This window comes from Cupriavidus sp. GW821-FHT02F09 (assembly GCF_059421605.1).
The window spans coordinates 33,492-48,716 of record NZ_JBWKVH010000023.1 but is presented as its reverse complement, the minus strand read 5'-3'; the positions used below and the strand labels follow the sequence as shown (position 1 = coordinate 48,716).

Below are 15,225 nucleotides of genomic sequence, written 5' to 3'. Positions count from 1 at the left end.
TCAATTCGCTATCCACCCTACCCCCAAGATTCACCCAGGAGAGTCACATGGAAGATGTTGTCATCGTCGCCGCAGCCAGAACCGCCGTGGGCAAGTTCGGCGGATCGCTCGCCAAGGTGCCGGCCCCTGAGCTGGGCGCCACGGTCATCAAGGCCTTGCTCGAACGCAGCGGCCTGAAACCCGAGATGGTCGACGAAGTGCTGCTGGGCCAGGTGCTGACCGCTGGCAGCGGGCAGAACCCCGCGCGCCAGGCCGCCATCAAGGCCGGCTTGCCCAACACCGTGCCCGCCATGACCATCGGCAAGGTCTGCGGCTCCGGCCTGAAGGCCGTGCACCTGGCGGCCCAGGCCATCAAGTGCGGCGACGCCGATATCGTCATCGCCGGCGGCCAGGAGAACATGAGCGCGTCACCGCACGTGCTGGCAGGCTCGCGGGACGGCCAGCGCATGGGCGACTGGAAGCTGACCGACACCATGATCGTCGACGGCCTGTGGGACGCCTTCAACCAGTACCACATGGGCACCACCGCCGAGAACGTGGCCAAGGCCTACAACATCTCGCGCGAACAGCAGGACGCGTTCGCGGCCGCGTCGCAACAGAAGGCCGAGCTGGCACAGAAAGCCGGCCGTTTCAAGGACGAGATCGTGCCGGTCTCGATCGTCTCGAAGAAGGGCACGGTGGTGTTCGATACCGACGAGTTCATCAAGCACGGCACCACGGCCGATGCCCTGGCGGGCCTGCGGCCGGCGTTCGACAAGGCCGGCTCCGTCACCGCAGGCAATGCCTCTGGCCTGAACGACGGCGCGGCGGCGGTACTGATGATGTCGGCCAGCAAGGCGCGCGAGCTGGGGCTGACGCCGCTGGCCCGCATCGCCTCCTATGCCAGCGCCGGGCTTGACCCCACGATCATGGGCATGGGCCCGGTCCCGGCCTCGCAGCGTTGCCTGCACAAGGCGGGCTGGAGCATCAACGACCTGGACCTGATGGAGATCAACGAGGCCTTCGCCGCCCAGGCGTGCGCGGTCAACCAGGAAATGGACTGGGACGCCAGCAAGATCAACGTCAATGGCGGCGCCATTGCCATCGGCCATCCCATCGGCGCGTCCGGCTGCCGCATCCTGGTCACCCTGCTCCATGAAATGGCGCGGCGCGATGCCAGGCGCGGCCTGGCGTCGCTGTGCATCGGCGGCGGCATGGGCGTGGCGCTGGCCGTCGAGCGCTAATCGAGCGCCAATCTATCGCTAAGACAACATACATTCCACAAGGAGAAAACAACCATGAGCAAGCAACGCGTAGTACTGGTCACGGGCGGCATGGGCGGCCTGGGCGAAACCATTTCCACCAAGATGGCCGATGCCGGCTACCGGGTGGCGGTCACCTATTCGCCCGGCAACACCACCCATGGCGAATGGGTTCAGCAGATGAAGGCACGCGGCTACGACATCCTCGCCGTGCCCTGCGATGTGGCGGACATCGATTCGTGCGCCAAGGCAGTGGCGGCAGTGACGGAAGTCGCCGGCCCGGTCGATGTGCTGGTCAACAACGCCGGCATCACGCGCGACATGACGTTCAAGAAGATGGACAAGGTGAACTGGGACATGGTGCTGCGCACCAACCTGGACAGCCTGTTCAACATGACCAAGCAGGTCGCGGACGGCATGGTCGAGCGCGGCTGGGGCCGCGTGATCAACGTGTCGTCGGTCAACGGCTCCAAGGGCGCGTTCGGCCAGACCAACTATTCGGCCGCCAAGGCCGGCGTGCACGGCTTTACCAAGGCACTGGCCCTGGAGGTCGCCAGGAAAGGCGTGACGGTCAACACCATCTCGCCCGGCTACATCGGGACCAAGATGGTCACTGCCATTCCCGAGGAGATCCTGAATACCAAGATTCTCCCGCAGATCCCGGTAGGCCGCCTGGGCAAGCCGGAGGAAGTGGCGGGCCTGATCATCTACCTGGCCTCGGAAGAAGCCGCCTTCCTGACCGGCGCCAACATCGCCATCAACGGCGGCCAGCACATGCAGTGACGCGGGCGCAGCGATGACGGCCATCTGGCAAGACAACAGCAAGGCAAGGCAGCAACCGGAGACCATATGAAATCCATGGGCATCGATCACGACGCGCTGATCAAGCAGTTCGCGCAATCGTCGCAAAAGCAAGGCGAATCCCTGCAACAGGCGGTCCAGCAAGCGACCCTCAAGGCGTTGCAAGGCCGGGAGCTGACCCTGAAGAGCATCAAGGACACGCTGAAGATGGTCACCCAGGCGGCCTCCGCCGGGGTGACCGGCAGCGGGCTCGCCGGGCCGGGGCTGGAGCCGATGTTGTCCCAGGTCGCGCAGGGCATGGACGCCGCGCTGGTGCAGGCGGTGGAAGCCAATCGCCGGGCGTTGCAGCAGATCGTCGACCAGGGCGCGCAATTGCGCGAGACCCACCTCAAGAAGGCCGTGGCCGACATCGAGAAGATGGAGGACGCGCTGTTGGGCACGGTGGCCAAATCCATCGGTGAGTTGCCACAGTCAGTTCAGGGGCCGTGGTCGTCGGTGCTGGAGGGCATGAAGCTCAAAGGCACGGCGACCGGCGCCAACGCCACGGCAGTGGTCGAGCAACTGACCACCCAGGCGCGCGAGCTCGCGCGCGAGGGACGGGCCTTTGCGCAAAGCAGCACCGAAGCCTGGCTCGAGCACTACGCCACGCTGGTCAGCGGCGTGCTGATCGGCATGTCGAACGGCCTGAACGGCGAAGGCAAGCGCTGACCTCGCGGTAGCCACGCCGCCATGCAGCAACCGGGACGCCGCACGCGCGGCGTCCCATCCACAACCCACGGAGGAGCCCGGACAGATGGATCCCATCCTGCTGGCGCGCATGCAGTTTGCTGCCAACATCACCTTCCATATCTTGTTCCCGACCATCAGCATCGCCCTGGGATGGTTGCTGCTGTTCTTCCGCTGGCGCTATCTGAAGGCGGACACGCCACCGCTGCGCCATGCCTGGCTGAATGCTTACCGGTTCTGGACCAAGGTGTTCGCGCTGACGTTCGCGCTTGGCGTGGTCAGCGGCATCACCATGAGCTTCCAGTTCGGCACCAACTGGCCTGGCTTCATGGAAACGGTCGGCAATATTGCCGGGCCCCTGCTCGCCTATGAAGTACTGACCGCGTTCTTTCTCGAAGCCGGCTTTCTTGGCGTGATGCTGTTCGGCCACGGCAAGGTGGGCGAGCGGATACACCTGATGTCGACCTTCTTCGTCGCCTTCGGCACCACGCTCAGCGCCTTCTGGATCCTGGCGCTGAACTCCTGGATGCAGACGCCACAGGGCTACGAGATCATCCATGGCGAGTTCCATGTGCACAGCTGGCTCGCCATCATCTTCAACCCCTCCTTCCCCTACCGCTTCTGCCACATGCTGCTGGCCTCGGCGCTGACCTGCGCCTTCCTGCTCGCGGGGCTGAGCGCGTGGCAGTTGCTCAAGGGCACCGGACAGCTGTCCGCGCCCAAGGTGCTGCGGGTCGGGCTGACCCTCGCCGCTGTCGCGATCCCCCTGCAGATCGCGGTCGGCGACATGCACGGGCTCAACACGCTTGAGCACCAGCCCCAGAAGATCGCGGCCATGGAGGGCGTGTGGGAGACAGAGCGCGGCGCGCCCTTGCTGCTTTTCGCCATTCCCGATGCCCGCGCCCGCACCAACCGCGCGGCGATCGGCATCCCGCATCTCGCCAGCCTGATCCTGACGCACCGCGCTGACGGCGAGATCCGCGGGCTGAACACGTTCGGCGACGCGCATCCGCCCGTCCTCCCGCTGTTCTTCGCGTTTCGCGTGATGGTGGGCATGGGGGTGCTGATGCTGGCGGCCAGCTGGCTGGGCTGGTGGTGGTACCGCCGCGCCGGCTGGCAGCCGCAGCGGCTGCCGCGCGCGCTGCTGTGGGGATTCGCAGGCATGACCTTCTCCGGCTGGATTGCCACGGTGGCCGGCTGGTACGTCACCGAGATCGGACGCCAGCCTTTTATCGTCTACGGCCTGGTACGCACCGCCGACGTTGCCTCCAACGTGCCGGCGCCCCATATCGCCCTGACACTGACGCTGTTTGCGACGGTGTACCTCGCGCTGATCGTCGCCTATGTCAGCGTGCTCAAGTACCTGGCGGAGAAACCGGAAGCCCCGCTCGGGGCCGATCACGCCGGACAACCCACACCGGCGTCCGGCACGATCGCCGCGCGCCCCTTGCCTGCCGGGAGCCAACCATGACCTGGATGCGTTTTGACGATGCCCTGCCCGTGATCTTCATGGCGCTGATGGGCGTGGCCATGCTGGTCTACGTGATCAGCGATGGCTATGACCTGGGCGTCGGCATGCTGATGCACCGGGCGGCCCCGGCCGAGAAAGACGTCATGGTGGCGTCGATCGGTCCGTTCTGGGATGCCAACGAAACCTGGCTGGTGCTCGGCATCGGCATCCTCCTCGTGGCTTTCCCTAAGGCGCACGGATTCATATTGACCGAGCTCTACCTGCCTGTCACGCTGATGCTGGTGGGGCTGATCCTGCGCGGCGTGGCGTTTGACTTCCGGGTGAAGGTAAAGAGCGCGCACAAGCCGATGTGGGACCGCCTCTTCTTCGCCGGCTCGACGATCGCGTCGGTCTCGCAAGGATGGATGCTGGGACGTTACATCAGTGGCTTCGGTACCGGTTGGAACTATCCCCTGTTCGCTGCGGCCATCGCCGTGGCGTTGCCGATGGCCTACGTGCTGCTCGGCGCGTGCTGGCTCGTCATGAAAACCGAGGGCGAACTCCAGCAGCGCGCGGTGCACTGGGCCAGGATCGCGTGGGCGCCGATGGTCTGCGGGCTGGCATTGATCTCGATTGCCACACCTTGGATCAGCCCGGCGGTGCGCGAGCGCTGGTTCGTGCTGCCGCAGATTGTCGCCCTCGTCTCCATCCCGCTGGTGACCGGCGTCGCGCTCGTGGCCGTGCGCATGCTGCTGAACACCCGCGTGGTACGCGGGCCGGTGAGCTGGCTGCCCTTCGTGCTGCTGATCGGGGTCTTTGTGCTCAGCTTCCTCGGGCTGGCCTACAGCATCTTTCCGTTTGTCGTGATCCACCGCCTGACGATCTGGCAGGCCGCCAGCAGCCCGGAGGCCTTGAAGGTGATCCTGGTGGGCGTGTGCATCTCGGTGCCGGCCATTGCCGGCTACACGGTGTTTTCGTACCGGGTATTCCGTGGCAAGACCGGCGAACTCCGCTATGCCTAGCTGGCCTTGGAACATGCTGCGGCGCGACACAACGCAAGGCCCCGCCGACGGCTGCGCGGGCTTCGCGCAACCGTGCTCCGGGAGTACACTGCATTCACCTGACCTGTGCCTGGACGAGCACAGGTCTCGCTTCTATCACTGGTATCCGGACGACAAGTCCTGCATCCTTGAGGACCGCGGAGAAAGGGCTCGCGACATGAATCTCGGCCGTATGCGCATGGGGATCTGGTGCGGTATGGCATTGGTAGCGATCGCGCTGGCCACGTGGCTGGCCTATGTCATGGCGTTGCGCGCCGGGCTCGATCAGCTGCGGGTTGCCGCCCAGCATCGCCTCGATGTCGTGTCCGCGCGGCTTGACGGCGAGCTGTCCCGGTTCGACTACCTGCCATCGTTGCTCGAATCCACCACGGATGTCTTCGCGTTGCTCAGCCGGCCCGATGACGTGGCGCTCAAGCAGCAGGTCAGCCGTTACCTGCACGGCATCACCGCCACCGCCGGCGCGGACAACCTGTACGTCACCCAGCGCTCCGGCCTGACCCTGGCGGCGGCCGACTGGGACCAGCCGGGCACCCCGGTGGGCGCGGATCTCTCGTTCCGGCCGTATATGCGCGATGCGCTCGAGCACGGCCGGGGCCGCTTCTACGGCGTAGGGTTTACCTCCGGCCGGCCCGGCTATTACCTCGCCTACGCGCTGCAGCAAGGCGGCGCGCAGCGCGGCGTGGCCACGGTCAAGGTCAACCTCGACGCGGTGGAACGCAACTGGGTCCAGATCCCGGGCAAGGTGATGGTGGTCGATGCCCGCGATGTGGTCATCCTCGCGTCGCTTGCGCCGTGGCGGCTGCGTCCGCTGGCGCCGCTGACGCAAGCGATGCTGGCCGAGGCCGGCCTGGCGCGCACCTACGGCAAGTCCGACCTGATGCCCCTGGACTGGCAGGTACGCGCCAGGCTGGATGCGCACACCACGCGCGTGCGCCTGGATGGCGTGGATTACCTGGCCTCGGAGCGCACGGTCAACCATGGCCTCTGGCGCATCATGCTGCTGGATGACGAACTGCCGGCGCGCAACCTGGCCCGCAACGCCGCCATCGGCGCTCTCCTGGCCTGCATGGTGATACTGCTGCTGGCGCTGGTGATTGCGCTACGCCTGCGCGCCGCGCAACAACAAGCCGCCGCGCAACGCGCGCTGCGCGCCGCGCACGATGGCCTGGAGGCCAAGGTGCTGGAGCGCACGGCCGAGCTGCGCGCGCTGCAAAGCGACCTGGTCCACGCCGGCAAGCTGGCCGCGCTCGGGCAGATGTCCGCCGGCGTGGTGCATGAACTCAACCAGCCGCTGGCGGCCATGCGCACGCTGTCGGACAATGCCGAGGTGCTGCTGGAAAAAGGCAGGCTCAAGGATGTAGCGGGCAACCTCCAGCGCATCGCCAAGCTGATCGATCGCCTCGGCCGGCTGACGCAGCAGCTCAAGGTCTTTGCCTTCAAGTCCCAGGATGCGGTGCAGCCGGTCCTGGTACGCCAGGCGGTGCAGGACGCACTGCTCCTTGTCAGCACCCGGATGCGGGAGCGCGATATCACGGTCAGCGTGGCGATCGACCCCGACGACATCAGCGTCCTGGCCGATGAGATCCGCGTCGAGCAGGTGCTGGTCAACCTGCTGGGCAATGCCGCCGATGCCTTGTCGGGCGCGCCGGTGCGGGATCTGGAGATCCATGCGGCCCGGCAGGACCAACTCTGCATCATCACCATCCGCGACACCGGCCCCGGCATCCATCCCGACGTGCTGCCGCGCCTGTTCGACCCATTCATTACCACCAAGCCGGCGGGCAAGGGCCTGGGCCTTGGCCTGATGATCTCGGCGCACATCGTGCGCGAATTCGGCGGGCGCCTGTACGCCCGCAACCTTGCGCCTGCCGGTGCCGAGTTCGTGGTCGAGCTGCCGCTGGCGCCGTCGCATGAGAGACAAACCAATGACTGACACCCATCCCATCCGCGTGGTTTTTGTCGAGGACGAGGAGGATGTGCTGGTCGGCAGCTCGCAGGCCCTCGAGCTGGCGGGCTTCGCCGTGAACGGCTTTGCCTCGGTGGAGCAGGCGCGCAGCAGCATCGGCATCGGCGAGCCGGTGGTGGTGGTCTGCGATGTGAAGCTGCCGGGCATGAACGGCGTGGCCTGGCTCAACGAGATCCGGCACATCGACCCCGACCTGCCCGTGATCCTGATGACTGGCCACGGCGACATCTCCATGGCGGTGCAAGCCATGCGCGAGGGCGCGTACGACTTTATCGAGAAACCGTGCTCCTCCGAGCGGCTGGTCTCCGTGGTCAGGCGCGCCGCCGACCGGCGCAAGCTCAGCCTGGAAGTGCTGGGCCTGCGCGAGCAGCTGGAAAGCTGGCAGGGGATCCAGGCCTGCCTGATCGGACGCTCCGCGCAGATGGAGCGGGTGCGCCGCGCCGTGCGCGCGCTGGCCGATGCGCCCGCGGACGTGGTGATCTATGGCGAGACCGGCACGGGCAAGGACCTGGTGGCGCGCTGCCTGCATGACCATAGCGCGCGCCGCACCGGCAACTTCGTGCCGCTGAACTGCGGCGGCCTGCCCGAAGCCCTGGCCGAGAGCGAGCTGTTCGGGCATGAGGTGGGTTCCTTCACGGGCGCCACGCGGCGGCGTTGCGGCAAGTTCGAGCATGCGCAGGGGGGCACCCTGTTTCTCGACGAGATCGAGAGCATGCCGATGTCGGTGCAGGTCAAGTTCCTGCGCGCGCTGCAGGAGCGCTCCATCGAACGGGTGGGGTCGAACGAGCCCATCGCGGTGGATTGCCGGGTCATTGCCGCCAGCAAGGAAGACCTGAAACTCCTCAGCGAGCAAAAGAAGTTCCGTGCCGACCTGTACTACCGCATTGGGGTGGCCTTTATCGACCTGCCACCACTGCGCGAGCGGCGCGAAGATATCCCGCTGCTGTTCGAGCATCTCATCCTGCAGGCCGCTACCCGCTTCAACCGGCCGGCGCCGGTGCTCGGGAACGCGCAGTTCGAGCTGCTGCTGTCCCATTCATGGCCTGGCAACGTGCGGGAGCTGCGCAATGTGGCCGACCGTTTCGTGCTCGGGCTGCTGTCCGATGATTTCGAGCTGCACGGCGGCCATGCCGAGCACGGCAACAGCCTGCCCGACCAGCTCGAACAGTTTGAACGGGTGGTTGTCATGGAGGAACTCAAGCGGAACAACTGCGACGTGGCGGCTACCGCCAGGGCACTTTCCATCCCCAAGCAAACGCTGTACTCCAAGCTGCGCCGTCTGCAAATCGCCTATGACAAGGTGCAGGCCGAGGAGTGACCCAGGCGTAATCCAACTGAGCCAACTGGCCCAACTGGCCCAACTGATCCACCTGATCCACCATCGCCCCCCGGTCGCGCGGGGGACGCCCCCTATTTTCAAGACTGACAGGTATTCCCCATGCTTTACCAATTCCACGAACTCAAGAGCGCCTTGCTGTTGCCGCTCACCGCACTGGCGCAAGCCACGTCGCGCACCTTTACCAATCCGCTCAGCCCGCTGTCCATGATGCCGGGCGCCAACCGGATGGCCGCCGGCTACGAACTGCTCTACCGCCTCGGCAAGGATTACAAGAAGCCGCCCTTCGACATCAAGTCGGTGCAATGCCACGGGCGGGACGTTCCCATCGTCGAGCAGACCATCGTGGAGAAGCCCTTCTGCAAGCTGCTGCGCTTCAAGCGCTATGCCGACGATCCGCAGGTCATCCAGTGGCTGAAGGACGAGCCGGTGGTGCTGGTGTGCGCCCCGCTGTCAGGCCATCATGCAACCCTGCTGCGCGATACGGTGCGAACCCTGCTGCAGCATCACAAGGTCTACGTGACCGACTGGATCGATGCCCGCATGGTGCCGGCGGAGGACGGCCCGTTCCACCTGACCGACTACGTACACTACATTCAGGACTTCATCCGCCACATCGGCGCGGAAAACCTCCATGTCATCTCCGTGTGCCAGCCGGCCGTGCCTGTGCTTGCCGCCATCTCGCTGCTGGCTTCCGCCGGTGAGGCCACGCCGCGGACCATGACCATGATGGGCGGCCCGATCGATGCGCGCCGCAGCCCCACTGCCGTGAACGCGCTGGCCACCGACAAGTCCTTCGCGTGGTTCGAGAACAACGTGATTCATGCCGTGCCGGCCAACTACCCGGGACACGGCCGCAAGGTCTACCCGGGCTTCCTGCAGCACGCCGGCTTTGTGGCCACCAACCCGGATCGCCACCTCTCCTCGCACTACGACTACTACCAGAACCTGGTCGATGGCGACCTGGACGACGCCGAGGCTCACGTGCGCTTCTATGACGAGTACAACGCCGTGCTCGACATGGCCGCCGAGTATTACCTGGATACGATCCGCGATGTGTTCCAGGAATTCCGGCTGGCCAGCGGCACCTGGGAGATCGACGGCAAGCCGGTACGGCCGCAGGACATCACCGGCGCGGCGCTGCTGACCATCGAGGGCGAACTGGACGACATCACGGGAGCGGGCCAGACCGCGGCGGCGCACGATCTTTGCGCGGGCATTCCCGGCGCGCGCAAGCAGCATGTGACAGCGCAGGGCTGCGGGCACTACGGCATTTTCTCCGGCCGGCGCTGGCGCGAGGCGATCTATCCGCAGCTGCGCGCGTTCATCGCCAGCTATCGCTGAGCAGTCCGGCTCGCCATTCCAAGGGCCGAGGAGCGCGCCCTTGAGCGGCGCTCCCCAGCGATGGCGTGAAACCCTGGATGCGCGAGCGGCTTAATCCGACTGGTCCGGGATGGCCCGTATCAGCTCATCGAGCTGCGCGCTCATGGGCAACCCGAGCCGCTCACCGGTGGGCAGCTTGTTCATGAACCATTGCTTGTACGTGCGATCCAGTTCCCCGGACACGGCCATCTCGCGCACCGCCTTGTCCACCACGGCGGCGAACTGCAGATCGCCCTTGCGGAACATGATCCCGTAGGGATCGTAGGAGAGGAAATCACCGACGATCTGGAACCTGCCGCCGGCGCTGCTGCTGCGCAAAAAACCATACAACAGCACATCATCCCCCGCATAGGCGTCCGCGCCACCGTGCTGCAAAACCTGGAACGCATCGGCATGGTCCCGCGCCTTGATAACGTTCAGCTGCAGGCCGAAGCGAGCCGAGAGCCGCTCAAGCGCCTCCACGTTCGTGGTGCCGCCGGTCGCGACCACGGTCTTCCCCTTCAGGTCCTTGAACGACTTGATCGGCGATCCCTTCGGCACCATCAGCTTGGTCCCGGCCACGAAGATCACCGGTGAGAACGACACGCGCTTCAGGCGCTCGACGTTCCTGGTGGTCGAGCCGCATTCCAGGTCGACCCTGCCGGACGTGACCGCATCGAAGCGATTGTCCGAGGTGACCGGCACCCACTGAATGCCGACCTCGCGGCCCACCTCCGCCGCCACCGCATCCACAATCGCGCGGCAGATATCGATGGAATAGCCGACCGGCTTGCCAAGCCGGTCCAGGTACGAGAATGGCAAGGACGACTCGCGATAGCCGATGGTCAGGGTGCCGATTTCCTTCGCCTTCTTCAGCGTGCCGGCCAGTTCCCCCGCCTGTTGCGCCGACGCCGCGGCGGCGGACAATGCCGCGCACAGCGCGACGGCCGCCCACATCACGATTTGCCGGCACCTGCGGCGGCTGCGCCCGTCGCTCACGCGTGCTCCGTTTGAAATCATTTGATTTGCACTCCTGCAATGATCGTTCGCACAATGCCCGGCACACCGCGCGCGAGGCCGCCTGCGAGGCGCCCTCGCGCGCGCTGGCCGCTCAGGCCTGGACCGCGCCTGGCTTGCCGAGCGGGGCGCGCGCATCCGATGCCGTGCTGTCGCCCTCGCCGTCCAGATCCAACTCGCTCGCCAGCTGACCCTCCCACTTCGCCACCACGGCAGCGGCAATCGAGTTGCCTACCGCATTGGTCGCCGAGCGGCCCATGTCCAGGAACTGGTCGACCCCCATGATCAGCAGCAAGCCAGCTTCCGGAATGCCGAACTGGTTCAGCGTGGCGGCAATCACCACCAGCGATGCGCGCGGCACCCCGGCCATGCCTTTTGACGTCAGCATGAGCAGCAGCAGCATGGTGATCTGGGTACCGATCGGCAGGTGAATGTCGTAGGCCTGCGCAATGAACAGCACGGCGAACGTGCAATACATCATGGTGCCGTCGAGGTTGAAGGAGTAGCCCATCGGCAGCACAAAGCTGGATATCTTGCGGCTGACGCCGAACCGGTCCAGCGCGGTGAGCATCTTCGGATAGGCGGCCTCCGAGCTGGCCGTGGAAAAGGACAGCAGGAAGGGTTCGCGAATCAGCCGGATCAGCGTGAACACCCGCTTGCCCAGGAAGAAGAACCCGGCCGCCACCAGCAGGCCCCACAGCACCAGCAGGCCAAGATAGAAGCTGCCCATGAACTTCGCGAAGGTGATGAGAATGCCCAGCCCTTGCGTGGTCACGGTGGAAGCAATGGCCGCGAACACCGCCAGCGGCGCCATCCACATCACGGCGCCGGTGATCTTGAGCATGGTCTGCGCCAGGTCGTCGATGACGCCGGCCAGCCGCTTGCCTGTCTCCCCCAGGGTCGACAGCGCGGTGCCGAAGAAGATCGAGAACACCACGATCTGCAGGATTTCATTGGTGGCCATGGCCTCCGCCACGGACCTCGGCACCAGGTGCGTAATGAAATCCTTCAGCGTGAAGGCGTTGGTCTTCAGGTTGGTAGCCGCCCCCACGTCCGGCAACGGCAGGCCGATGTTGTGGCCGGGCTGCAGCAGGGTGGCCAGGATCAGGCCCAGCGTGAGCGAGAGAAACGAAGCCACGATAAACCAGCCGAGCGCCTTCACGCCGACGCGGCCAACGGTGCTCGCATCGCCCATGTGCGCGATGCCAACCACCAGCGTGGAGAACACCAGCGGTGCGATGATCATCTTGATCAGGCGCAGGAAGACATCGGTGAAGATCGATATATAGCCGGCGATCTCCTTGGCGGTACCGGGATCCGGGAAGGCCTTGTTACAGCTATAGCCGACGATGACGCCGAGGATCATCGCGATGACGATGTAGGTGGTGATTGGGCGCTTTTTTTTCATGACTGCTCCTTGGATTCTTGCGAGCCTGCTTTTCCGAAGCCGCCACCCTCGGATATGTTCTGGCGAATTGGGTCGCCGCGGTCCGGACCGGGCCGCGTCCTGCTTGCGTTTGCGCGTATTCGATGGTTAGCCTGCGGCCAAAGGCAGCCCGGATTCGCCATGCATGCCTTCCCCCATGACTATGAGACTAGGAAACTCACTGAAAACTGCCAACATCGTCGAGCATCCACCGGCGCGCCGGCACCACCGCATGCGGCAGCGCGGTGCTCTCCACGTCGAACTCGATCATCCGGGCGCCGGGCAGGAAATGGCTGCAGGACTGCCGCCAAACGGCATCTGGCCAGACCATTTCGACGGAACCGTCATAGGGGTGATAGACGGCGCTGTACAACGTGCCGTGGCCACGTCCGTAGGCAGTTTGAAACAGCGGCGGGCGCAGCAGCGCGCGCAGGACAGCCTTGGCATCCTCGGCCTGCCGCACTGCAACAGCCAGCGTCTGCTCCCTGGCCTCGGCCAGGGTCGCATTGGCGTGCGCCGTCCACTCGACGCCATGCTGCAGGTTGCTCACCGCCTGCTTGCGCACCACCTCCAGCGGCCGGTCCGGCGTGACAAACACCGTTGCCCACTGTGCGCGGCGGTCAAGCAGGCTCACCGTGTAGCTCATATGCACCGGGATGCGCGCAAGCATCTCCACGGCCTGGTCGACGTTCTCCGCGAACTCCAGCACGTAGCGCAAGACCAGTGGAATGCCGAATCCATTACCCACCGCCTTGCGGCCCCCGAACGACAGCGACGCGGCCAGGCCGCTCTCGTTGATGCCGTCGAGCGCGCCCCACAGGCAGTCGTTGACCGCCACCACCCGTTGGCCATGCCATCTGGACGCCAGCCACACGCCCTCGAGCAAAGCCGGGGCGAAATCGTAGTTGCGCAACAGCGCGGGCGTGGCACCGGCGGCCTGCTGCCCGTCCACCGGCAGCCACACCGCCTGCGAGCAGCCGGCAATGTAGGGCGGCGGCCCCCACATCGACAGGAAGCGCGCTTCCAGGTCGCCGCCGCCGGACAGCTCGACCAGCCGCTCCCAGGTCGGGACCAGCTCCGGCATGTGGTGGCGCAAGGCCTTGCGGCACATCAGGAAGCCCGGCCGCGCGCGATCGCCGTCGCGCAGATACCATTGCCGGTACCCGGGCCAGAACTGCCGGAAGATGTTCTGCCATCGCTGGCCGGGCAAGTCCTCACTGATCGCTTCGAATGTACAACGCATGAATTCCTGGCCTCTCGTGGTTGGACCTTCGGCCTACAGGATCTTGAACGCGCCCGGCTGCGGCGCAAGCTCGGCCTGTGCGGCAACCAGGGGCTTGGCCACGTAATACTGCTTGATGCCCCGGATCCATTGGTGCGCGCGCTCGTTGAGCTTGAACTCGTCGTTCATCGAACGACCCCGCGTGATCAGGATGCCCAGATCCGCGCCTTCGTAGCGATAGTCGCCGGGCCCGGTGATACGCAGGAAGAAGGCTTCTTGCTCGCTCTCGATCTCGCGACGGTTGGAGTCGAAGCGGTGGTAGGACACGGAGCCGTCGGATGCCATGCGATAGATGCCCGAGGGCGGCGCATGGGTCACGATATCCACGTTGTCCTCGGTGTACTTGATGACCAGCTGGGACCAGCCGTCGATGAACGACTTCTCGGCCCAGCGCTCATTGAGCTCGCGCACATTGAGGTCGAATGGCACACCCGAGAATTCCAGCAGGTGGAACAGGAACAACGGCGCGTCCGCATAGGCGAAGGCCGCATGATTGGTCATCGGGCTGGCGCCGCAGATGCGGGGATTCAGCTCGCCGAGATACACCTCGCCGCTATCGACGTCGATCAGGAAGTCCAGGTCAAAGTAGCCGCGATAGCCCTCCTCCAGCAACTGGTTGCCGAAACGGAAGGCCATGTCGCGCGCCTTCATCCTGACGTCTTCCGAGAACGCCCCGGGGAAGATCTCGTTGCCGCACCAGCCGCCCTTGTAGGGGGTCAGTTCACGCGCGCCCACCACCTCGGTCAGCAGCGGCCCGACCAGCGTGCCTGACTGCGTGGCGCAGGCCTCCAGGGTCGCGCCGCGGCAGTTGATGCGCTTCATGATCTTGACTTCGGGGTCGTTGACGATCTCATCCTTGTGCTTGTTGAAATCGTCAACGCTTGCGATAAAGAAGGTGGTGTGGCCGGAGTCGCCGAACGCGCTCTGCACCACCAGGTCATTGCCCAGACCGTGGTGCTCCGCGATCTGCATCAGATGCTCGTAGCTGTCCACCTTCTCCAGTGCGTTGGGCACCGAGTGCACGCCAGCTTTGTTGCCGATGCGCACAGTCTCCATCTTGTTATCGCAGCGGCTGCGCAGCGCGGCCGGCGGGAACCACACGTCAAGCCCCAGCTCGTCGGCCAGCTCTTCGGTTTTCTCATCGAACATCAGGAAGGTCGCGGCAGGCCGTCCCCCCCGCTGCTCGATCATTTCCACCACGTCCTTATGCTGCAGCAGGTAGTTGTTGATGTCCTCGATCGAGGTGAACTCCTCGTGCGGCAGCGCCTGCGGCACGAAGACATTGGGATGGCGGCCGTCGAAGCAATCGATGTAGTTGATGTACTTGAAACGGTTGACCCACTGATCGATGCCCAGGAGATTGAAGTTAGTGGCGCTGATGAAGTAGATGGGCTTCTCGTTCCTGTGGAACATCACGCGCAGATCTGAGACATTACGGACTTTTTGCATCGCGGCTTTCTCCTGATGAACTCGGGGCCGGCTGGACGCGGGTTTCCCGCGGTTCCTGGACATCCAGGTCCGGCATTCTTTTTTTGTCGACATGGGCTCTGTTGCGAG

12 protein-coding genes are annotated in these 15,225 nt (G+C 65.1%); 8 read left to right on the top strand and 4 right to left on the bottom strand.

What is annotated here, in order from left to right; genetic code table 11:
* Positions 1 to 47: 47 nt before the first annotated feature.
* From AC07XB_RS23475 to AC07XB_RS23440, 8 genes are all read left to right on the top strand, one after another.
* Complete coding sequence (locus AC07XB_RS23475) at positions 48 to 1,223, top strand: acetyl-CoA C-acetyltransferase (RefSeq protein WP_492813239.1); 1,176 nt, start codon at positions 48 to 50, stop codon at positions 1,221 to 1,223.
* Positions 1,224 to 1,277: 54 nt separating this feature from the next.
* Complete coding sequence (phbB, locus tag AC07XB_RS23470; protein ID WP_043354246.1) at positions 1,278 to 2,024, top strand: acetoacetyl-CoA reductase; 747 nt, start codon at positions 1,278 to 1,280, stop codon at positions 2,022 to 2,024.
* Positions 2,025 to 2,090: 66 nt separating this feature from the next.
* Entirely contained in the window at positions 2,091 to 2,750 is a 660-nt protein-coding gene (locus AC07XB_RS23465) for a DUF6781 family protein (RefSeq protein WP_492831506.1), read from the top strand.
* An 85-nt stretch (positions 2,751 to 2,835) separates the two neighbouring features.
* Positions 2,836 to 4,239, top strand: coding sequence for a cytochrome ubiquinol oxidase subunit I (locus AC07XB_RS23460; RefSeq protein ID WP_492831505.1), 1,404 nt, complete (start codon positions 2,836 to 2,838; stop codon positions 4,237 to 4,239).
* Positions 4,240 to 4,244: 5 nt separating this feature from the next.
* Positions 4,245 to 5,240 (top strand): cytochrome d ubiquinol oxidase subunit II, encoded by a 996-nt coding sequence (locus AC07XB_RS23455; RefSeq protein ID WP_492813314.1) that lies wholly within the window; start codon positions 4,245 to 4,247, stop codon positions 5,238 to 5,240.
* A gap of 196 nt (positions 5,241 to 5,436) precedes the next feature.
* Positions 5,437 to 7,212, top strand: coding sequence for a sensor histidine kinase (locus AC07XB_RS23450; RefSeq protein ID WP_492831504.1), 1,776 nt, complete (start codon positions 5,437 to 5,439; stop codon positions 7,210 to 7,212).
* On the top strand, positions 7,205 to 8,563 hold the full coding sequence (locus AC07XB_RS23445; RefSeq protein WP_492374523.1) for a sigma-54-dependent transcriptional regulator: 1,359 nt from the start codon (positions 7,205 to 7,207) through the stop codon (positions 8,561 to 8,563). Before AC07XB_RS23450 ends, AC07XB_RS23445 begins: the two co-directional genes overlap by 8 nt.
* A gap of 120 nt (positions 8,564 to 8,683) precedes the next feature.
* Entirely contained in the window at positions 8,684 to 9,925 is a 1,242-nt protein-coding gene (locus AC07XB_RS23440; RefSeq protein ID WP_492831503.1) for a polyhydroxyalkanoate depolymerase, read from the top strand.
* A gap of 90 nt (positions 9,926 to 10,015) precedes the next feature.
* Here the strand turns inward: AC07XB_RS23440 and AC07XB_RS23435 are convergent, their stop codons facing one another.
* The 4 genes from AC07XB_RS23435 to AC07XB_RS23420 form a co-directional block, all read right to left on the bottom strand.
* Positions 10,016 to 10,900, bottom strand: a complete 885-nt coding sequence (locus AC07XB_RS23435) for an amino acid ABC transporter substrate-binding protein (protein ID WP_492831510.1) — start codon at positions 10,898 to 10,900, stop codon at positions 10,016 to 10,018.
* A 154-nt stretch (positions 10,901 to 11,054) separates the two neighbouring features.
* Positions 11,055 to 12,368: a dicarboxylate/amino acid:cation symporter gene (locus tag AC07XB_RS23430; protein ID WP_492831502.1), complete on the bottom strand. Its 1,314-nt coding sequence runs from the start codon at positions 12,366 to 12,368 to the stop codon at positions 11,055 to 11,057.
* Positions 12,369 to 12,564: 196 nt separating this feature from the next.
* A complete protein-coding gene (locus AC07XB_RS23425) occupies positions 12,565 to 13,629 on the bottom strand; it encodes a C45 family autoproteolytic acyltransferase/hydrolase (protein WP_492374520.1) in 1,065 nt (354 codons plus the stop codon).
* A gap of 33 nt (positions 13,630 to 13,662) precedes the next feature.
* Positions 13,663 to 15,180, bottom strand: coding sequence for a biotin carboxylase (locus tag AC07XB_RS23420; RefSeq protein WP_416053220.1), 1,518 nt, complete (start codon positions 15,178 to 15,180; stop codon positions 13,663 to 13,665).
* Positions 15,181 to 15,225 lie beyond the last annotated feature (45 nt).